We start from the raw sequence: 16,688 nt of genomic DNA, 5'->3' as shown, positions 1-16,688 counted from the left end.
GGTGCTACTTGTAGCGGTAGACGATCCGACCGCGCGTGAGGTCGTAGGGGCTCAGCTCCACAACGACGCGGTCGTCCGGCAGGATCCGGATGTAGTGCATCCGCATCTTGCCGCTGATGTGGGCGAGCACCTTGTGCCCGTTGTCGAGCTCCACCCGGAACATGGCGTTCGGGAGGGACTCGATGACGGTGCCCTCGATCTCGATGGCCCCTTCTTTCTTGGGCATGTCCTCCGCGCTTCGCTGATCGGCTCATTGGACTCGGCCCGGCTCTCCGGAGGAGAATCGACCGCAGTCCACACCGCGACGCGGAAGGCGTCAGGAAGGGGAATCGAGCGGTCGACGACGGACCGACAAGGGAGTCTACGTCAACCGGGCGTCCAATGCGAAATCAGCGCATGACACGGCACCGGAGACCGCTCCCGAGCCAAGCATACATCGCCGGCGCGTTGTACCTTCGGGGAGAGATACGTCGGAGGAGGGTCAGCATGCCGAGCTATGACTTCGCGCTGATCCTCAGCCGTCCCCTCTACGAGGACGAGCTGGACCCGCTGTTCGACCGCACCAACGGGGCGGTCACCGTCTCGATCATCAGCGAGCCGCAGCACGCCGAGCGGCCGGGCAACGCGTCCTGCTCCTGGACGGGCCGCACCCTCGCCGTCGCGATCATGGAAGTGGTCGAGCACGTCGAGGCCAGCGCGCCCGGCCTGCACGTCCTCCAGGTCGAGGCCGACCCGCTGCTCACCATCCGCGACATCGCCGAACGGGTCGGCCGCTCCCTCGACTCCGTCCGGCACGCGATCACCGGGGCCCGCGGCGCGGCGGGCTTCCCGCCGTCGGAGATGTCGACCGCCGGGCACCGGCTGTGGCGCTGGTCCAAGGTCGCCGCCTACTACGGGCTGGACGACCCGCAGCTCGTCGAGGCCAAGCCGACCGTCCAGGCGATCAACGGGTGGCTCGCGCTGCGCGACGTCGTCCCGGACGTCGCGCCCGCGCCCGAGGAGGTCACCTCGGCGCTCTCCCTGGTGATCCCCCACGTCGCCTGAGCGGCGCCCGGAACGGAGCGCCAGCGGAGTTGGAGGGCGGCGCTCAGGCGACGAACCGGGCGGGGGCGTGGGGATCCCCCCACAGGCGACTCGCCTGAGCCGACTGCGCGCGGCCGACCCGCCTGAGCGAACCGGCCGGGGGCCTGAGTCGACAGTGCGGGCGCGCGGGCGCGAAGATCGTCCCGGCGCCCGGGCCGCGGGGTGTCCGGACCTGGGACGCCGTGGTGTGCTTGGGCTAGGGGAGAGGGATCGATGGCGATCATCGCGCAACTGAGCGACATCCACCTGGCGGCCGGACGGGACGGCGAGGTGGACGACGGCTCGGGCCCGGTGCGCGCGCTGCGGGCCGCCGTGTCCAGCCTGCTGTCGCTGCCCGCGCGGCCGGACGCCGTCGTCCTCACCGGCGACCTCGCCGACGCCGGGAAGCCCGCCGAGTACGCCCGGCTGCACGCGCTGCTGTCCCCGCTGCCCATGGCCGTCTACCCGATGTGCGGCAACCACGACGACCGCGACGAGATGCGCAGGGCGTTCAAGGACCACCCGGTGATCGCCGCGACCGGGACGTCGGCGCGGGCGCCCGTCCAGTACGCCGCCGACGTCGCGGGCGTCCGGCTCGTCTGCTGCGACACCACCGTGGACGGCCACGCCCACGGGCACCTCAGCGAGGAGCGGCTCGCCTGGCTGGACGCCGTCCTGCGCGACGCGCCCGACACGCCGACCGTGGTCGCCACGCACCACCCGCCGTTCCCCATCGGCATGCGCTTCATCGACGACCTGCGGTTCGTCGACCCGGCCGGGTTCGCGTCGGTGATCTCCCGGCATCCGCAGGTGGTGCGGGTGATCTCCGGGCACGTCCACCGGGCCTCGGTCGGGTCGGTCGCCGGGACGGTCAGCACCACCTGCCCGAGCACCTACCGGCAGCTCTTCCTCGACCTCACCAAGCAGGGGCGCGCCGCCGTCACCGGGGAGCCGGCCGGGTTCGCCATCCACCTCATCGGCACGGACGGCACCGCCACCACGCACTTCGCGCCGACCGGCAACTACCGCCCGCTGATGGACGTCGACGTCGAGTGACGAAGGGTCGACGTCGAGTGACGAGGGCGGGTCAGTAGTCCCGGCGCCCGCCGAGGACCGTCCGGACGAGCAGGAGCGCGCCCCACGGGCCCGCGATCCACACCCACCACGGGTAGACCATCCCGGACGACACCACGATGATCAGCCAGATCGCCAGGTTCAGCCCGCTGATCGCGGCCCACGCCGCCCACATCTGCGGCGCCCGGCGCGGTTCGAGGTCGCGGGACGGCGGCCGCGCCACCGACGCGGTGCTCTTCGGCTGCGACGCCGGGACCGGAAGCTGGTACAGGTCCTCCTCCGGCAGGTCGTGGGTGACCTCCTGAAGCTGCCCGAGGGTCTTCGCGCCGTACACGGCCTCGAGCCGCTCCTGCAGCTCGTCCATGCTGATGCGGCCCTCGGCGCAGTGCTCCCGCAGGCTCTCCGCCACCCGGTCGCGGTCGGCGTCCGACGCCCGGATGTCAGGGTTCGGCGCCATCGCTACCTCCGCTCCTCAGGACGTGACGTTTCCTTCATTCTCCGCGACGCGGAGCCTTTCCAGCCACTCCCGGCCCTCGTCAAGGGCGGTGAGGACGCGCGGACCGTCCTCCGTCACCGCGAAGGTGTGCTCGAAATGCGCCGAGACGCTGCCGTCGACGCTGACGACCGTCCAACCGTCGTCCAGTTCGGCGGTGTCCTTGCCGCCTAGGTTCACCATCGGCTCGACCGCGAAGCACATCCCCGGGAGCAGCACGGGCCCGTGCCCGGCCGGGCCGTGGTTCGGGATCAGCGGGTCCATGTGCATCTCGGTGCCGATGCCGTGCCCGCCGTACCCCTCAACGATGCCGTAGGGGCCCTGAGAGCGGATGTGAGCCTCGATCGCGTGAGACATGTCCGAGAGTCTGGCTCCCGCCGTTCCGGCCGCCAGGCCGTGCCACAGGGACGCCTCGGTCACCTCCAGGAGCCGCCGCCGCTCGGCGGTGATCTCCCCCACCGGGACGGTGATCGCCGCGTCGCCGTGCCAGCCCTCGACGATCGCCCCGCAGTCGATGGAGATGATGTCGCCGTCCCGCAGCGTCTTGTCGGGCCGCGGGATGCCGTGGACGATCTCCTCGTTGATCGACGCGCAGATCGTCCCGGTGAATCCGTAGTAGCCCTTGAACGACGGGACGCCGCCGTTGTCGCGGATGTGCCGCTCGGCCAGCGTGTCGAGGTCGAGGGTGCTGATCCCGGGTTTCACGGCGTCGCGCAGGAGCTCGAGCGTGCGGCCGACCAGCAGGCCCGCCGCACGCATCAGCTCGATCTGCTCCGCGGTCTTCATCTGGATCGCGGGCTTGCGTCCTCTGAACATGTCCCGTCAGTCTTCGAGCGGGCGGAGCGCCGACAGCGCGCGCTTCGTGACCTCTTCGACGGGCCCCGTGGCGTCGATGCCGACGAGGATGCCCTCGTCGGCGTAGAACTGCACCAGCGGCGCCGTGTCGTGCTGGTACACCTCCAGGCGATGCATGACGACCTCTTCCTTGTCGTCGTCGCGCTGGAACAGGTGCCCGCCGCAGTCGTCGCAGATGTCGTCCTGCTTGTCGTCGAAGTCGACGTGCCAGATCCGGCCGCAGCGGTCGCAGGTGCGGCGGCCGGACAGCCGGCGGACGACCTCGTCCTCGTCCACGACGAGTTCGAGGACGATGTCGAGCCGCGTGCTCCACTCGGCCAGGATCTTCTTCAGCGTCTCCGCCTGCGGGACGTTGCGGGGGAAGCCGTCCAGCAGGAAACCGTCGCGGGCGTCGTCCTCGCCGAGCCGGTCGCGGACCATGGCGATCGTGACCTCGTCCGGGACGAGGTCGCCGCGGTCCATGTACTGCTTCGCCTGCCGGCCGAGCTCCGTGCCCCCGCTCACGTTGGCGCGGAAGATGTCACCTGTCGAGATCTTCGGGACGGACAGATGAGACGCGATGAACTGGGCCTGTGTCCCCTTGCCCGCACCCGGGGGGCCCACCAGGACGATACGCACTACCGGAGGAAGCCCTCGTAGTTGCGCTGCTGGAGCTGACTCTCGATCTGCTTCACGGTATCCAGTCCGACGCCGACGATGATGAGGATGCTCGTGCCGCCGAAGGGGAAGTCCTGGCTCGCGTTCAGGAGTGCGAACGCGACCATCGGGATCAGCGACACCAGCCCCAGGTACAGCGCACCGGGTGTGGTGATCCGAGTCAGCACGAAGTCGAGGTATTCGGCGGTCGGCCGACCAGGACGGATACCTGGGATGAATCCACCATACTTCTTCATGTTGTCGGCTACTTCAGTGGGGTTGAACGTGATCGCCACGTAGAAGTAGGTGAAGAAGATGATGAAGACGAAGAAGATCGCCATGTGCCAGGCGTTGTCCTGCTGGAGGTACGGCTGGACCTTCTGCAGCCACTTCGTGTTCGGCCACAGCTGCGTCGCGAGCACCGGTAGGTAGAGCAGCGACGACGCGAAGATGATCGGGATGATGCCGGCCTGGTTGACCTTCAGCGGGATGTAGGTCGACGTGCCGCCGTACATGCGCCGTCCGACCATCCGCTTGGCGTACTGGACGGGGATGCGGCGCTGCGCCTGCTCGACGAACACGACGCCCGCCATGATGGCGAGGCCGACGATGAGCACCAGCGCGAAGACGAAGCCGTTCTTGGACTTGTAGATGCTCCAGAACTGGGCGGGGAACACCGCGACGACCTGGGTGAAGATCAGGATCGACATGCCGTTGCCGACGCCGCGGTCGGTGACCAGCTCGCCCAGCCACATGATGACCGTCGTGCCCGCCACCATGCAGATCACCATGGTGACGATCGGGAAGATGCCGGTGTCGTAGAGGATCTCGCCCTTGCCGGACACGCTCTGGAAGAGCTGCCCGGTGCTCGCCATCGCGACGATGCCGGTCGCCTGGAGGATCGCCAACCCGACCGTCAGGTACCGGGTGTACTGGGTGATCTTCGTGGTGCCGGCCTGGCCCTCCTTCTTGAGGGCCTCAAGGCGCGGGATCACCACCGTGAGCAACTGAAGGATGATGCTCGCCGTGATGTACGGCATGATGCCCAGCGCGAAGATCGAGAGCTTCAGGAGCGCTCCGCCGCTGAACAGGTCGACGAGCCCGTAGAGCTGGTTGCTCTTCTTGGCCGCGTCCGCGGTCTCCTTCAACACCTCCACGTTGACGTTCGGCGTCGGCATGATGGAACCGAGCCGGAACACCAAGATCATGAACAGCGTGAAGAACAGTTTCTTACGCAGGTCAGGCGTACGAAAAGCCCGTGCGAACGCGGTCAGCACCATTCCTCCTGCGTGACTGGCGAGTTCATGGCCGCCGAGGGCCGGTTAACAAACTCCATGAGTTCGGGCGGAGGATACCGGGTGAGAGGTGGGAGTGTGCAATCTCACGCGAACACCTTCGCCGCAGTGACTCTAACAGCAGATGCGACCGGGGCCGCCCCACGCGACCCCGCGGCCTCTCGGCCCCGGGGGTCTCGCGAGCACGGCCCCGGCATCGGAAGTGATCCTTTTTACAGCTCGTCGGCGGTTCCACCGGCGGCGGCGATCTTCTCCTTCGCGGATCCGGAAAAAGCGTGAGCCTTCACCCGAACCGCGACAGAGATCTCGCCGGTGCCGAGAACCTTGACCGGACGCCCGCGGCGCACCGCGCCACGGGCCGCCAGATCGTCCGCCGTGACCTCGCCGCCCTCGGGGTAGAGCGCGGCGAGCTTGTCCAGGTTCACGACCTGGAACTCGACCCGGTTCGGGTTCTTGAAGCCCTTGAGCTTCGGAACCCGGCGGATCAGCGGCATCTGGCCGCCCTCGAAGCCGACGGGCACGGTGCCGCGGGCCTTCGTGCCCTTGGTGCCGCGTCCCGCCGTCTTGCCCTTGGACGCCTCGCCGCGGCCCTTGCGGGTCTTCTTGCGGTTGGCGCCGGGGGCCGGACGCAGGTCGTGCACCTTCAGCGGAGTGCCCTCCGCCTCCGGGGCGTCCTGCTTGGAGAGATCAGCCATCTCAGTCGACCTCCTCGACGGTGACGAGGTGCGCCACCGTCCGGATCATGCCGAGCACCTCGGGGCGGTCCTCGCGGACCACGCTCTGCCCGATCTTCTTCAGGCCGAGGGTGCGCAGCGTGTCACGCTGGTTCTGCTTCTCGCTGATCACGGACTTCTTCTGCGTGATCCTGAGCTGGCTCATGACGCCGCCGCCTCCGCCCTGGGCTCGCTGCCCGCGGCGCGGGCGCGCAGCATCGCGGCCGGGGCGACGTCCTCGATCGGCAGGCCGCGCTTGGCCGCGATCTCCTCCGGACGCTTCAGCGCCTTCAGCCCCGCGATCGTCGCGTGCACGATGTTGATCGCGTTGTCGCTGCCCAGCGACTTGCTCAGCACGTCGTGGATGCCCGCGCACTCCAGCACGGCGCGCACCGGGCCACCCGCGATCACGCCGGTGCCGGGGCTCGCCGGACGCAGCAGGACCTCGCCCGCCGCGTCCCGCGCCTGCACCAGGTGCGGGATGGTGCCCTGGATCCGCGGCACCTTGAAGAAGTGCTTCTTGGCCTCCTCGACGCCCTTGGCGATCGCCGCGGGCACCTCCTTGGCCTTGCCGTAGCCGACGCCGACGGTGCCGTTGCCGTCACCGACGATCACCAGGGCGGTGAAGCTGAAGCGACGCCCGCCCTTGACGACCTTGGCGACACGGTTGATCGCCACGACCTTCTCGATGTACGACTGGCCCTTGTCGGCGCCACCGCGGCGGTCGTCGCGGCGGTCGCGACGGTCGCCACCCTGACCGCCTCCACGCCTCTGCGCTGCCATCAGTGGTTCCTCTCGTTCACCTTGGTAAGGGCCATCAGAGCTCGAGGCCCCCCTCGCGGGCGCCGTCCGCGACCGCGGCGATGCGCCCGTGGTACTTGTTGCCGCCGCGGTCGAACACGACCGCGGACACGCCGGCCCGCTTCGCCCGCTCGGCGACGAGCTCGCCGACCTTGCGGGACTTGGCCGTCTTGTCGCCGGAGTCGGCGCGCAGGTCGGCCTCCATCGTGGACGCGCTGGCCAGCGTGTGGCCCTTGTCGTCGTCGATGACCTGGACGAACACGTGCCGGGTGGACCGCGTCACGACCAGGCGGGGACGCTCGGCGGTGCCGAGGACCCTCTTGCGGACCCGCAGGTGCCGGCGCCTGCGGGACTTGGCCCGCGCCGACGTGGCCTTGCCGGCCAGGGTCTTCGTGCCAGCCATGACTACTTACCAGCCTTTCCGACCTTGCGGCGGATCTGCTCGCCCTCGTACCGCACGCCCTTGCCCTTGTACGGGTCGGGCTTGCGCAGCTTGCGGATGTTCGCGGCGACCTCGCCGACCTTCTGCTTGTCGATGCCCTCGACGATCAGCTGGGTCGGGCGCTCCACCGTGAAGTTGATGCCCTCGGGCGGCTCGACGACGATCGGGTGGCTGTACCCGAGCGAGAACTCCAGGTTCTTGCCCTTGGCCACCACGCGGTAACCGACGCCCTGGATCACCAGGGTCTTCTTGTAGCCCTCGGTCACGCCGACGACCATGTTGTTGATCAGCGTCCGGGTGAGCCCGTGCAGACCGCGGACCTTGTTGAGGTCGTTCGGCCGGGAGACGACGATCGAGCCGTCCTCCTGCTTGACCTCGATGGGGTCGGCGACGGTGTGCGACAGCGTGCCCTTCGGCCCCTTGACGACGACCTCACGGCCGTCCAGGGTGACCTCGACACCGCCGGGCACGGTGATGGGGCTGCGTCCGATTCGAGACATTGGTCAGAACCCCCTCACCACACGTAGGCGAGGACTTCGCCGCCCACGCCGCGCTTGCCCGCCTGCCGGTCCGTCATCAGCCCGGAGGACGTCGAGATGATCGCGACGCCCAGGCCGCCGAGGACCTTCGGCAGGTTGTCCTTCTTCGCGTACACGCGCAGACCCGGCTTCGAGACGCGCTTGATGCCGGCGATCGAACGCTCCCGGGTCGGTCCGAACTTGAGCTCGATCATGAGCTCCTTGCCGACCTTGGCGTCCTGCACGCTCCAGCCCGAGATGTAGCCCTCCTGCTGGAGGATCTCGGCGATGTGCGCCTTGATCTTCGAGTACGGCATCGCCACGGAGTCGTGGTACGCCGAATTCGCGTTCCGCAGACGTGTCAGCATGTCTGCGATCGGGTCGGTCATCGTCATGGCCTACTGGCCCTCCCTCGCCACGGTTTCCTCGGCCCGCTCGGCCCGTGGACCTTTGGCGCGGTCATGGGCATCCTGGTCGGATGCCCGGTCGGTCATTACTGGCCGGTGTCCGCGTCCCGGGGCGGCAACGCCGCGGGCCCGGGACGGCGGTTCACCAGCTCGACTTCGTGATGCCGGGCAGCTCGCCGCGGTGCGCCATCTCCCGGAAGCAGATCCGGCACAGGCCGAACTTCCGGTAGACGGAACGCGGACGGCCGCAGCGCGAGCATCGAGTGTACGCGCGCACGCCGAACTTCGGCTTCCGCGCGGCCTTGGCGATCATCGACTTCTTCGCCATGCGCTCAGTTCTCCTTGAAGGGGAAGCCCAGGTGCTTCAGCAGCGCCCGGCCCTCCTCGTCGGTCTTCGCGGTCGTGACGACCGTGATGTCCATGCCCCGCTGCCGGTCGACCTTGTCGGGGTCGACCTCGTGGAACATGACCTGCTCGGTCAGCCCGAACGTGTAGTTGCCGTTGCCGTCGAACTGCTTCGGCGACAGGCCGCGGAAGTCACGGATGCGGGGCAGCGCCGTGGCGAGCAGCCGGTCGAGGAACTCCCACATGCGGTCGCCGCGCAGCGTCGCGTGCGCGCCGATCGGCATGCCCTCGCGCAGCTTGAACTGCGCGATGGACTTGCGGGCCCGGTTCACGGCCGGCTTCTGGCCGGTGATCAGCGACAGGTCGCGGATCGCGCCCTCGATGAGCTTGGCGTCCTTCGCCGCGTCGCCGACGCCCATGTTGACCACGATCTTGGTCAGCGTGGGGATCTGCATCACGTTGGCGTAGCCGAACTGCTCGCGCATCGCGCCCGCGATCTCCTCGCGGTAGCGGACCTTGAGCCTCGGCGTCGGGACGGGACGCTCGGTCACGGTCTCAGTCATCGGAAGCGGGCTCCTTCGCGGCCTCGGCCGACTCGTCGCTCTCGGCCGGCTCGGCGGGCTTGGCCGCCTTCGCGGGCTTGGCGGACGACTTGGCCTTGCTCGCCTTGCCGGACGCCTTGGCCCGGCTCTTGTGCGGGCGCGTGACCCGGACCTTGTTGCCGTCCTCGTCGAACTCGTAGCCGATCCGGACCGGCTGCCCGTTCTCGGCGAGCGCGACGTTGCTGACGTGCAGCGGCGCCTCGACCGTGACGCGGCCGCTCTCCTTGCCCGCGCGCTGCTGGTCGGCCTTGATGTTCTTGGTGATGAGGTTGACGCCCTCGACGACGACCCGGTCCTCGCGCGGGATGACGCGCAGGACCTTGCCGGTCGCGCCCCGGTCCTTGCCGGCGAGGACGATGACCTCGTCGCCCTTGCGGATCTTCATCAGAGCACCTCCGGCGCGAGCGAGATGATGCGCATGAACTTCTTCTCGCGCAGTTCACGGCCCACCGGGCCGAAGATTCGGGTGCCCCGGGGGTCTCCACCGTCCTTGATCAGGACGGCGGCGTTCTCGTCGAAGCGGATGTAGGAGCCGTCCGGACGCCGGCGCTCCTTGCGGGTGCGCACCACGACCGCCTTGACGACGTCACCCTTCTTCACGCCCGCGCCGGGAAGGGCGTCCTTCACCGTCGCGACGATGATGTCGCCGACTCCCGCGTAGCGCCGACCCGAGCCGCCGAGAACGCGGATGCAAAGGATCTCCTTGGCACCCGTGTTGTCGGCGACTTTGAGTCGCGACTCCTGCTGGATCACGTTGACTCCTGTTCGTCACACCGGTTCTGATCGCGTTGGCCCACGGCCGCGGGCGATCAGCCTGGTGGAACCGGTAATTACTTGGCCTTCTCGAGGATCTCGACCACGCGCCACCGCTTGGTGGCGGACAGCGGCCGGGTCTCCATGAGACGGACGCGGTCGCCGACGCCACACTCGTTGGCCTCGTCGTGCGCCTTGTAGTTCTTCGTGCGGCGGATCACCTTGTGGTACTTCGCGTGCTTCACGCGGTCCTCGACGGACACGACGACGGTCTTGTCCATCTTGTCGCTGACCACGAGGCCCTCAAGGATCTTGCGGCTGCTCCGCGCCGCGGTCTGCTGCTCGGTCATTCGCTCTCCTCGGCGTCCTTGACCGTGACGATGCCGAGCTCGCGCTCCTGCAGCACCGTGTAGATGCGGGCGATCTCCTTCTTCACGGCACGCAGCCGCCCGTGGCTCTCAAGCTGGCCGGTGGCGGCCTGGAAGCGCAGGTTGAACAGCTCCTCCTTCGCCTCCTTCAGCTTGGTGTGCAGGACGTCCTCGGGCTCGGTCCGCAGGTCGTCGGCGGTAAGACCCTTGGCCATCAGGACTCACCCACCTCTCGCTTCACGATCTTGCACTTCATGGGCAGCTTGTGGATCGCGCGCGTGAGCGCCTCCCGAGCGACCTGCTCGTTCGGGTAGGAGATCTCGAAGAGCACGCGGCCCGGCTTGATGTTGGCCACCCACCACTCGACCGAGCCCTTGCCGGAGCCCATGCGGGTCTCGGCGGGCTTCTTGGTCAGCGGGCGGTCCGGGAAGATGTTGATCCACACCTTGCCGCCGCGCTTGATGTGGCGGGTCATCGCGATACGCGCGGCCTCGATCTGCCGGTTGGTCACGTACGCGCTCTCGATGGCCTGGATGCCGTACTCGCCGAAAGCCACCCGCGTGCCGCCCTTGGCCATGCCACGGCGCCTCGGGTGGTGCTGCTTGCGGTGCTTGACCTTGCGAGGGATCAGCATCGGTTACTCAGCTCCCCTCACCCTGCGGAGCAGCCTCGGCCGCCGGGGCCTGCTGCTCGGAACCCTGCTGCTGCTTCTGCTCGCCGCCGCCGCGGCCGCCGCGCTCGCCGCCGCCACCGCCGCGACCGCCGCGTCCACCGCGACCGCCGCCGCCGCGGCGCTCGCCGCCGCCACCGCCGCGGCGCTCACGGCCACCGCCGCCGCCGGCGGCGCGCTGCTGCGCGGCCTTCTGCTCGCGCTCGGCGCGCGTCGCCGCGGCCTCGCCCTTGTAGATCCACACCTTGACGCCGATGCGGCCGAACGTCGTCCGGGCCTCGTAGAAGCCGTAGTCGATGTCGGCGCGGAGCGTGTGCAGCGGGACCTGGCCCTCGCGGTAGAACTCCGACCGCGACATCTCGGCGCCGCCGAGACGGCCGCCGCACTGCACCTTGATGCCCTTGGCGCCCGACTTCATCGCGGACTGGATCGCCTTGCGCATGGCGCGGCGGAACGCGACGCGGCTGGACAGCTGCTCGGCCACGCCCTGCGCGACGAGCTGCGCGTCGATCTCGGGGTTCTTGACCTCGAGGATGTTCAGCCGGACCTGCTTGCCGGTCAGCTTCTCCAGGTCGCCGCGCAGGCGCTCGGCCTCCGCGCCGCGGCGGCCGATGACGATGCCCGGCCGGGCCGTGTGGATGTTGACCTCGACACGGTCACGGGTCCGCTCGATCTCCACCTTGGAGATGCCCGCCCGGTCCATGCCCTTCTGCAGCATGCGCCGGATCTGGACGTCTTCCTTGACGTAGTCCTTGTAGAGCTTGTCGGCGAACCACACGCTCTTGTGGTCGGTGGTGATGCCGAGCCGGAACCCGTGCGGGTTGATCTTCTGACCCACTAGCGGGCCCTCCTCGTCTTCCGACCGCCACCGGACGCGGAGGCGGCTTCGTCCCGCGACTCCACGACAACGGTGATGTGGCTCGTGCGCTTGTTGATGCGGTAAGCCCGGCCCTGGGCGCGGGGACGGAACCGCTTGAGCGTCGGTCCCTCGTCCACCCACGCACGGCTCACGACGAGCGTGTCCGAGTCGAGCTTGAAGTTGTGCTCGGCGTTGGCGATGGCGCTCGCCAGCACCTTGCCCACCGGCTCACTCGCAGCCTGGGGGGCGAACCGCAGCACCGCCTGAGCCTCCGCGGCGGAAAGGCCGCGGATGAGGTCCACCACGCGGCGGGCCTTCCTGGGCGTGACGCGGATGAACCGCGCCTGGGCCCTGGCTTCCATCGCTGTTCCCTCTCTGCTCTGCCTGGTCAGCCGCGACGGCTGCGGCGGTCTTCCTTGACGTGGCTGCGGAACGTCCGCGTCGGCGCGAACTCGCCGAGCTTGTGCCCCACCATGGCGTCGGTGATGAACACCGGGACGTGCTTGCGGCCGTCGTGCACGGCGATCGTGTGACCGATCATGTCCGGCACGATCATGGAGCGCCGCGACCACGTCTTGATGACGTTCTTGGTCCCCTTCTCGTTCTGGACGTCCACCTTCTTCATGAGGTGGTCGTCCACGAAGGGGCCCTTCTTGAGGCTACGTGGCATGACGAGCGTCTCCTACCGCTTCTTCTTGCTGCGACGACGGACGATGAGCCGGTCGCTCGGCTTGTTCGCCTTGCGGGTGCGGCCTTCCTTCTTGCCGGCCGGGTTCACCGGGTGCCGACCACCGGAGGTCTTGCCCTCACCACCACCGTGCGGGTGGTCGATCGGGTTCATGGCGACGCCGCGGACGGTCGGGCGCTTGCCCTTCCACCGCATGCGGCCCGCCTTGCCCCAGTTGATGTTGGACTGCTCGGCGTTGCCGACCTCGCCGACCGTCGCGCGGCAGCGCACGTCCACCATCCGCATCTCGCCGGACGGCATGCGCAGCGTCGCGTACTTGCCCTCCTTGGCCAGCAGCTGGACGCCCGCGCCCGCGCTGCGGGCGATCTTGGCGCCGCCGCCGGGGCGAAGCTCGATGGCGTGGATGACCGTACCGGTCGGGATGTTGCGCAGCGGCAGGCAGTTGCCCGGCTTGATGTCCGCGCTCGGCCCGTTCTCCACCCGGTCGCCCTGCTTCAGGCCGCGGGGGGCGAGGATGTAGCGCTTCTCGCCGTCCACGTAGTGCAGCAGCGCGATCCGCGCGGTGCGGTTCGGGTCGTACTCGATGTGCGCGACCTTCGCCGGGACGCCGTCCTTGTCGTGCCGGCGGAAGTCGATCACGCGGTAGGCGCGCTTGTGCCCGCCGCCCTGGTGCCGGGTCGTGATGCGGCCGTGGTTGTTGCGGCCGCCCTTCTTGGGGAGCGGACGCAGCAGCGACTTCTCCGGCTCGCTGCGCGTGATCTCGACGAAGTCGGCCACGCTGGAGCCGCGACGCCCCGGAGTCGTCGGCTTGTAGTTACGGATGCCCATCTTATTCGTTCATCCCTTGTCTGCTTCGGGACGCGGCCGTCAGGCCGTGCCGCCGAAGATGTCGATCCGCTCGCCCTCGGCCAGGCTGACGATGGCGCGCTTGGTGTCCTTGCGCTTGCCGTAGCCGAACCGGGTGCGCTTGCGCTTGCCCTGCCGGTTGAGGGTGTTCACGTTCGTCACCTTGACGCCGAACACCTTCTCGACCGCCTGCTTGATCTGGGTCTTGTTGGCGTCCGGGCGCACGATGAACGTGTACTTGTTCTCGTCCAGCAGCCCGTAGCTCTTCTCCGAGACGACCGGCGCGATGATGATGTCGCGGGGGTCGGCGATCTTGTTCATTCGACCCTCCTTACTTCTTCGCCGCGCGCGAGATGAACTCGTCGTACGCCGTCTTCGTGAAGACCACGTCGTCGTTCACCAGCACGTCGTAGGTGTTGAGCTGGTCGGAGACGAGCACGTGCACGCTCGGCTCGTTGCGCAGGCTCTTCCAGGTCAGCTCGTCGTCGCGGTGCAGGACCAGGAGGACGCGCTTGGCCTCGGTGACCTCGCGCAGCGCGGTCAGCGCCGTCTTCGTCTTCGGGGTGTCGCCCTCGATGAGCTGGTCGACCACGTGGACCCGGCCGTACCGGGCGCGGTCGGACAGCGCGCCGCGGAGCGCGGCGGCCTTCATCTTCTTGGGCGTCCGCTGCGAGTAGTCGCGCGGCTGCGGGCCGTGGACGGCGCCGCCGCCGGCGAACTGGGGCGCGCGGGTCGAGCCCTGGCGGGCGCGTCCGGTGCCCTTCTGCCGGTACGGCTTCTTGCCGCCGCCGCGCACGTCGCCGCGCGTCTTCGTGGCGTGCGTGCCCTGCCGGGCCGCGGCCAGCTGGGCCACCACGACCTGGTGGATCAGCGGCACGCTGGTCTTCGCGTCGAAGACCTCCGCGGGCAGGTCGATGTCGAGCTTGGTCGTCACTTGCCCGTCCCCTTCACTGCGTCGCGGACCAGCACCACGCCGCCGTTGGGACCGGGAACCGCGCCCTTGATCAGCAGCAGGTTCTTCTCCGCGTCGACGGCGTGGACGGTCAGGTTCTGCACGGTGGTGCGGGCGTTGCCGTGCCGCCCCGCCATGCGGAGGCCCTTGAAGACGCGACCGGGGGTCGCGCAGCCGCCGATCGAACCCGGGGAGCGGTGCTTGCGCTGGGTGCCGTGCGAGGCGCCGAGGCCCTTGAACCCGTGGCGCTTCATGACACCCGCGGTGCCCTTGCCCTTGCTCGTGCCGGTCACGTCGATCTTCTGGCCGGCCTCGAAGACGCTGGCGGTGATCTCCTGGCCGAGTTCGTACTCGGTGGTGTCGTCCGCCCGCAGTTCGACGAGGTAGCGGCGCGGCGTGACGCCGGCCTTCTCGAAGTGACCCGTGCGCGGCTTGTTCACCTTGCGCGGGTCGATCTGCCCGAACCCGATCTGGACGGCGCTGTAGCCGTCCTTCTCCTGGCTCTTGAGCTGGGTGACGACACACGGCCCGGCCTGGACGACGGTCACCGGGACGATCCGGCCCTCATCGTCGAAGACCTGGGTCATGCCGAGCTTCTCGCCCAGGACGCCCTTCCTCTGCGTACTCATTGTCGGTGCGTCCCTCAGAGCTTGATCTCGATGTCAACGCCGGCCGGAAGGTCGAGCCGCATCAGCGAGTCGACCGTCTTGGGCGTCGGGTCGATGATGTCGATCAACCGCTTGTGCGTGCGCATCTCGAAGTGCTCGCGGCTGTCCTTGTACTTGTGCGGCGAGCGGATGACGCAGTACACGTTCTTCTCGGTCGGCAGCGGCACCGGGCCCGCGACCTTGGCGCCCGTCCGCGTCACCGTCTCAACGATCTTCTTCGCGGAGGTGTCGATGACCTCGTGGTCGTAGGCCTTGAGCCGGATGCGGATCTTCTGTCCCGCCATGGTGGCCTCGGTGTCCTTTGCTGTAGTGCCGCTGTTTACTTCGGTTCATGAGAGCGGCGGCCCCGCCGTGGCGGCCGGGCCGCCGCTCTCATGAGGGGTGTTACTTGATGACCTTGGTGACGCGACCCGAGCCGACCGTCCGGCCACCCTCGCGGATGGCGAACTTCAGGCCCTCCTCCATGGCGACGGGCTGGATCAGCTCGACGCGCATCTCGGTGTTGTCGCTCGGCATGACCATCTCGGTGCCCTCGGGGAGGTTCACCACGCCGGTGACGTCCGTGGTCCGGAAGTAGAACTGCGGACGGTAGTTGTTGAAGAACGGCGTGTGGCGGCCGCCCTCGTCCTTGGACAGGATGTAGACCTGAGCCTCGAACTCGGTGTGCGGGGTCGTGGTGCCCGGCTTGATGACACACTGGCCGCGCTCGACGTCCTCGCGCTTGACACCGCGCAGCAGCAGGCCGACGTTGTCGCCCGCCTGGCCCTGGTCGAGCAGCTTGCGGAACATCTCGACGCCGGTGACGGTCGTCGTGGTCTTCTCGTTCTTGATGCCGATGATGTCGACGGTCTCGTTGACGTTCACGACACCGCGCTCGATGCGGCCGGTCACGACGGTGCCGCGGCCGGTGATCGAGAAGACGTCCTCGATCGGCATCAGGAACGGCTTGTCGATGTCGCGGACCGGCTCCGGCACGTTCTCGTCGACGGCGTCCATGAGCTCGCCGATGGAGGCGGCCCACTTCTCGTCGCCCTGGAGGGCCTGGAACGCGGAGACGCGCACGACCGGGACGTCGTCGCCCGGGAACTCGTACTCGGTGAGCAGCTCGCGGACCTCAAGCTCGACGAGCTCGAGGATCTCCTCGTCGTCCACCATGTCGCACTTGTTCAGCGCGACGACGATGTAGGGGACGCCGACCTGGCGGGCCAGGAGCACGTGCTCCTTGGTCTGCGGCATCGGGCCGTCGGTGGCGGCGACCACCAGGATCGCGCCGTCCATCTGCGCGGCGCCGGTGATCATGTTCTTGATGTAGTCGGCGTGCCCCGGGCAGTCGACGTGCGCGTAGTGCCGGGCCTCGGTCTGGTACTCGACGTGCGCGATCGAGATGGTGATGCCGCGCTCGCGCTCCTCCGGCGCCTTGTCGATCTCGTCGAACGGCGTGAAGGGGTTGAGGTCCGGGTACTTGTCGTGGAGCACCTTGGTGATCGCCGCGGTAAGCGTGGTCTTACCGTGGTCGATGTGTCCGATGGTGCCGATGTTCACGTGCGGCTTGGTCCGCTCGAACTTGGCCTTCGCCACTGGTTGCTCCTTGTTGCGATCCTCGGCCGCCTTGACGACCGCTTCGAGTTACGTCTTGTGATC

General features: G+C 68.6%; 28 protein-coding genes and 1 pseudogene. 2 read left to right on the top strand and 27 right to left on the bottom strand.

The window, feature by feature from the left end:
• Positions 1-4 precede the first annotated feature (4 nt).
• Positions 5-226 (bottom strand): translation initiation factor IF-1, encoded by a 222-nt coding sequence (gene infA, locus FXF68_RS26145; RefSeq protein WP_018657567.1) that lies wholly within the window; start codon positions 224-226, stop codon positions 5-7.
• A gap of 260 nt (positions 227-486) precedes the next feature.
• Between infA and FXF68_RS26140 the strand changes: the two genes are divergently transcribed.
• Together FXF68_RS26140 and FXF68_RS26135 are read left to right on the top strand one after the other, a co-directional pair.
• Positions 487-1,044 (top strand): hypothetical protein, encoded by a 558-nt coding sequence (locus FXF68_RS26140; RefSeq protein WP_148763572.1) that lies wholly within the window; start codon positions 487-489, stop codon positions 1,042-1,044.
• Positions 1,045-1,296: 252 nt separating this feature from the next.
• Positions 1,297-2,118, top strand: coding sequence for a phosphodiesterase (locus FXF68_RS26135; protein WP_148763570.1), 822 nt, complete (start codon positions 1,297-1,299; stop codon positions 2,116-2,118).
• Between the two features lie 31 nt (positions 2,119-2,149).
• Here the strand turns inward: FXF68_RS26135 and FXF68_RS26130 are convergent, their stop codons facing one another.
• From FXF68_RS26130 to tuf, 26 genes and pseudogenes are all read right to left on the bottom strand, one after another.
• Positions 2,150-2,593, bottom strand: a complete 444-nt coding sequence (locus FXF68_RS26130; RefSeq protein ID WP_148763568.1) for a DUF1707 SHOCT-like domain-containing protein — start codon at positions 2,591-2,593, stop codon at positions 2,150-2,152.
• A 15-nt stretch (positions 2,594-2,608) separates the two neighbouring features.
• Positions 2,609-3,445, bottom strand: a complete 837-nt coding sequence (map, locus tag FXF68_RS26125; RefSeq protein WP_148763566.1) for a type I methionyl aminopeptidase — start codon at positions 3,443-3,445, stop codon at positions 2,609-2,611.
• A gap of 6 nt (positions 3,446-3,451) precedes the next feature.
• On the bottom strand, positions 3,452-4,102 hold the full coding sequence (locus FXF68_RS26120) for an adenylate kinase (protein ID WP_067889203.1): 651 nt from the start codon (positions 4,100-4,102) through the stop codon (positions 3,452-3,454).
• Entirely contained in the window at positions 4,102-5,397 is a 1,296-nt protein-coding gene (gene secY / locus FXF68_RS26115) for a preprotein translocase subunit SecY (protein ID WP_148763769.1), read from the bottom strand. The genes FXF68_RS26120 and secY overlap by 1 nt, the downstream gene beginning before the upstream one ends.
• A 230-nt stretch (positions 5,398-5,627) precedes the next feature.
• On the bottom strand, positions 5,628-6,110 hold the full coding sequence (rplO, locus tag FXF68_RS26110; RefSeq protein WP_148347463.1) for a 50S ribosomal protein L15: 483 nt from the start codon (positions 6,108-6,110) through the stop codon (positions 5,628-5,630).
• Position 6,111: 1 nt separating this feature from the next.
• Complete coding sequence (gene rpmD, locus FXF68_RS26105; RefSeq protein WP_148347464.1) at positions 6,112-6,294, bottom strand: 50S ribosomal protein L30; 183 nt, start codon at positions 6,292-6,294, stop codon at positions 6,112-6,114.
• Complete coding sequence (gene rpsE / locus FXF68_RS26100) at positions 6,291-6,911, bottom strand: 30S ribosomal protein S5 (RefSeq protein WP_021596721.1); 621 nt, start codon at positions 6,909-6,911, stop codon at positions 6,291-6,293. Before rpsE ends, rpmD begins: the two co-directional genes overlap by 4 nt.
• Positions 6,912-6,945: 34 nt before the next feature.
• The gene (gene rplR / locus FXF68_RS26095; RefSeq protein WP_148763564.1) at positions 6,946-7,332 is read right to left on the bottom strand and encodes a 50S ribosomal protein L18; all 387 of its coding nucleotides are present in this window, start codon (positions 7,330-7,332) and stop codon (positions 6,946-6,948) included.
• 2 nt (positions 7,333-7,334) lie between these two features.
• Positions 7,335-7,871 carry a 50S ribosomal protein L6 gene (gene rplF / locus FXF68_RS26090; protein ID WP_148347466.1) on the bottom strand — a complete coding sequence of 179 codons (537 nt, stop codon included), beginning with the start codon at positions 7,869-7,871 and terminating at the stop codon, positions 7,335-7,337.
• A 14-nt stretch (positions 7,872-7,885) separates the two neighbouring features.
• The gene (rpsH, locus tag FXF68_RS26085; protein WP_067889220.1) at positions 7,886-8,284 is read right to left on the bottom strand and encodes a 30S ribosomal protein S8; all 399 of its coding nucleotides are present in this window, start codon (positions 8,282-8,284) and stop codon (positions 7,886-7,888) included.
• A 154-nt stretch (positions 8,285-8,438) separates the two neighbouring features.
• Positions 8,439-8,624 carry a type Z 30S ribosomal protein S14 gene (locus FXF68_RS26075; protein WP_067889223.1) on the bottom strand — a complete coding sequence of 62 codons (186 nt, stop codon included), beginning with the start codon at positions 8,622-8,624 and terminating at the stop codon, positions 8,439-8,441.
• A gap of 4 nt (positions 8,625-8,628) precedes the next feature.
• The gene (gene rplE / locus FXF68_RS26070; RefSeq protein WP_067889226.1) at positions 8,629-9,204 is read right to left on the bottom strand and encodes a 50S ribosomal protein L5; all 576 of its coding nucleotides are present in this window, start codon (positions 9,202-9,204) and stop codon (positions 8,629-8,631) included.
• Between the two features lie 136 nt (positions 9,205-9,340).
• Positions 9,341-9,628 (bottom strand): annotated as a pseudogene (gene rplX, locus FXF68_RS26065) (50S ribosomal protein L24); the annotation flags it as partial.
• The gene (gene rplN, locus FXF68_RS26060) at positions 9,628-9,996 is read right to left on the bottom strand and encodes a 50S ribosomal protein L14 (protein WP_021596728.1); all 369 of its coding nucleotides are present in this window, start codon (positions 9,994-9,996) and stop codon (positions 9,628-9,630) included. The gene rplN and the pseudogene rplX, both read right to left, overlap by 1 nt.
• A gap of 77 nt (positions 9,997-10,073) precedes the next feature.
• The gene (gene rpsQ / locus FXF68_RS26055; RefSeq protein WP_067889229.1) at positions 10,074-10,346 is read right to left on the bottom strand and encodes a 30S ribosomal protein S17; all 273 of its coding nucleotides are present in this window, start codon (positions 10,344-10,346) and stop codon (positions 10,074-10,076) included.
• Positions 10,343-10,579 carry a 50S ribosomal protein L29 gene (gene rpmC / locus FXF68_RS26050; protein ID WP_148763560.1) on the bottom strand — a complete coding sequence of 79 codons (237 nt, stop codon included), beginning with the start codon at positions 10,577-10,579 and terminating at the stop codon, positions 10,343-10,345. The genes rpsQ and rpmC overlap by 4 nt, the downstream gene beginning before the upstream one ends.
• Positions 10,579-10,998 carry a 50S ribosomal protein L16 gene (rplP, locus tag FXF68_RS26045; protein WP_148347472.1) on the bottom strand — a complete coding sequence of 140 codons (420 nt, stop codon included), beginning with the start codon at positions 10,996-10,998 and terminating at the stop codon, positions 10,579-10,581. Before rplP ends, rpmC begins: the two co-directional genes overlap by 1 nt.
• A gap of 7 nt (positions 10,999-11,005) precedes the next feature.
• The gene (rpsC, locus tag FXF68_RS26040; protein WP_148763558.1) at positions 11,006-11,872 is read right to left on the bottom strand and encodes a 30S ribosomal protein S3; all 867 of its coding nucleotides are present in this window, start codon (positions 11,870-11,872) and stop codon (positions 11,006-11,008) included.
• Positions 11,872-12,255, bottom strand: coding sequence for a 50S ribosomal protein L22 (gene rplV, locus FXF68_RS26035; RefSeq protein WP_067889241.1), 384 nt, complete (start codon positions 12,253-12,255; stop codon positions 11,872-11,874). The genes rpsC and rplV overlap by 1 nt, the downstream gene beginning before the upstream one ends.
• Before the next feature lie 26 nt (positions 12,256-12,281).
• Positions 12,282-12,563, bottom strand: coding sequence for a 30S ribosomal protein S19 (gene rpsS, locus FXF68_RS26030; protein ID WP_067807019.1), 282 nt, complete (start codon positions 12,561-12,563; stop codon positions 12,282-12,284).
• A gap of 12 nt (positions 12,564-12,575) precedes the next feature.
• Complete coding sequence (rplB, locus tag FXF68_RS26025; RefSeq protein ID WP_067889247.1) at positions 12,576-13,409, bottom strand: 50S ribosomal protein L2; 834 nt, start codon at positions 13,407-13,409, stop codon at positions 12,576-12,578.
• Positions 13,410-13,448: 39 nt separating this feature from the next.
• The gene (gene rplW / locus FXF68_RS26020) at positions 13,449-13,748 is read right to left on the bottom strand and encodes a 50S ribosomal protein L23 (RefSeq protein WP_067889250.1); all 300 of its coding nucleotides are present in this window, start codon (positions 13,746-13,748) and stop codon (positions 13,449-13,451) included.
• Positions 13,749-13,758: 10 nt separating this feature from the next.
• Positions 13,759-14,361 (bottom strand): 50S ribosomal protein L4, encoded by a 603-nt coding sequence (gene rplD / locus FXF68_RS26015; RefSeq protein ID WP_148763556.1) that lies wholly within the window; start codon positions 14,359-14,361, stop codon positions 13,759-13,761.
• The gene (gene rplC / locus FXF68_RS26010; RefSeq protein ID WP_148763554.1) at positions 14,358-15,008 is read right to left on the bottom strand and encodes a 50S ribosomal protein L3; all 651 of its coding nucleotides are present in this window, start codon (positions 15,006-15,008) and stop codon (positions 14,358-14,360) included. The genes rplD and rplC overlap by 4 nt, the downstream gene beginning before the upstream one ends.
• A 14-nt stretch (positions 15,009-15,022) precedes the next feature.
• Positions 15,023-15,331: a 30S ribosomal protein S10 gene (gene rpsJ, locus FXF68_RS26005; protein WP_018657599.1), complete on the bottom strand. Its 309-nt coding sequence runs from the start codon at positions 15,329-15,331 to the stop codon at positions 15,023-15,025.
• A 100-nt stretch (positions 15,332-15,431) separates the two neighbouring features.
• Positions 15,432-16,625 (bottom strand): elongation factor Tu, encoded by a 1,194-nt coding sequence (tuf, locus tag FXF68_RS26000; RefSeq protein WP_148347478.1) that lies wholly within the window; start codon positions 16,623-16,625, stop codon positions 15,432-15,434.
• Between the last annotated feature and the right edge of the window lie 63 nt (positions 16,626-16,688).

The sequence above is a fragment of the Actinomadura decatromicini genome, assembly GCF_008121305.1.
Lineage (GTDB): Bacteria > Actinomycetota > Actinomycetes > Streptosporangiales > Streptosporangiaceae > Spirillospora > Spirillospora syzygii.
Note: the sequence above shows the minus strand (reverse complement) of the source record. Positions and strands in the feature narration are given on the sequence as shown.

Bases quoted from the DNA above. Each gene is read 5' to 3' on its own strand.
- infA (WP_018657567.1), bottom strand. From the start codon at position 226: ATGCCCAAGAAAGAAGGGGCCATCGAGATCGAGGGCACCGTCATCGAG.
- rpsE (WP_021596721.1), bottom strand. From the start codon at position 6,911: ATGGCAGCGCAGAGGCGTGGAGGCGGTCAGGGTGGCGACCGTCGCGAC.
- rplW (WP_067889250.1), bottom strand. From the start codon at position 13,748: ATGAACAAGATCGCCGACCCCCGCGACATCATCATCGCGCCGGTCGTC.
- rpmD (WP_148347464.1), bottom strand. From the start codon at position 6,294: ATGAGCCAGCTCAGGATCACGCAGAAGAAGTCCGTGATCAGCGAGAAG.
- rplE (WP_067889226.1), bottom strand. From the start codon at position 9,204: ATGACTGAGACCGTGACCGAGCGTCCCGTCCCGACGCCGAGGCTCAAG.
- rplO (WP_148347463.1), bottom strand. From the start codon at position 6,110: ATGGCTGATCTCTCCAAGCAGGACGCCCCGGAGGCGGAGGGCACTCCG.
- FXF68_RS26075 (WP_067889223.1), bottom strand. From the start codon at position 8,624: ATGGCGAAGAAGTCGATGATCGCCAAGGCCGCGCGGAAGCCGAAGTTC.
- FXF68_RS26130 (WP_148763568.1), bottom strand. From the start codon at position 2,593: ATGGCGCCGAACCCTGACATCCGGGCGTCGGACGCCGACCGCGACCGG.
- rplF (WP_148347466.1), bottom strand. From the start codon at position 7,871: ATGTCTCGAATCGGACGCAGCCCCATCACCGTGCCCGGCGGTGTCGAG.
- rpmC (WP_148763560.1), bottom strand. From the start codon at position 10,579: ATGGCCAAGGGTCTTACCGCCGACGACCTGCGGACCGAGCCCGAGGAC.
- rpsS (WP_067807019.1), bottom strand. From the start codon at position 12,563: ATGCCACGTAGCCTCAAGAAGGGCCCCTTCGTGGACGACCACCTCATG.
- FXF68_RS26140 (WP_148763572.1), top strand. From the start codon at position 487: ATGCCGAGCTATGACTTCGCGCTGATCCTCAGCCGTCCCCTCTACGAG.
- rplB (WP_067889247.1), bottom strand. From the start codon at position 13,409: ATGGGCATCCGTAACTACAAGCCGACGACTCCGGGGCGTCGCGGCTCC.
- rplC (WP_148763554.1), bottom strand. From the start codon at position 15,008: ATGAGTACGCAGAGGAAGGGCGTCCTGGGCGAGAAGCTCGGCATGACC.
- rplR (WP_148763564.1), bottom strand. From the start codon at position 7,332: ATGGCTGGCACGAAGACCCTGGCCGGCAAGGCCACGTCGGCGCGGGCC.
- map (WP_148763566.1), bottom strand. From the start codon at position 3,445: ATGTTCAGAGGACGCAAGCCCGCGATCCAGATGAAGACCGCGGAGCAG.
- FXF68_RS26135 (WP_148763570.1), top strand. From the start codon at position 1,297: ATGGCGATCATCGCGCAACTGAGCGACATCCACCTGGCGGCCGGACGG.
- rplP (WP_148347472.1), bottom strand. From the start codon at position 10,998: ATGCTGATCCCTCGCAAGGTCAAGCACCGCAAGCAGCACCACCCGAGG.
- rpsJ (WP_018657599.1), bottom strand. From the start codon at position 15,331: ATGGCGGGACAGAAGATCCGCATCCGGCTCAAGGCCTACGACCACGAG.
- rpsQ (WP_067889229.1), bottom strand. From the start codon at position 10,346: ATGACCGAGCAGCAGACCGCGGCGCGGAGCAGCCGCAAGATCCTTGAG.
- rpsH (WP_067889220.1), bottom strand. From the start codon at position 8,284: ATGACGATGACCGACCCGATCGCAGACATGCTGACACGTCTGCGGAAC.
- rplV (WP_067889241.1), bottom strand. From the start codon at position 12,255: ATGGAAGCCAGGGCCCAGGCGCGGTTCATCCGCGTCACGCCCAGGAAG.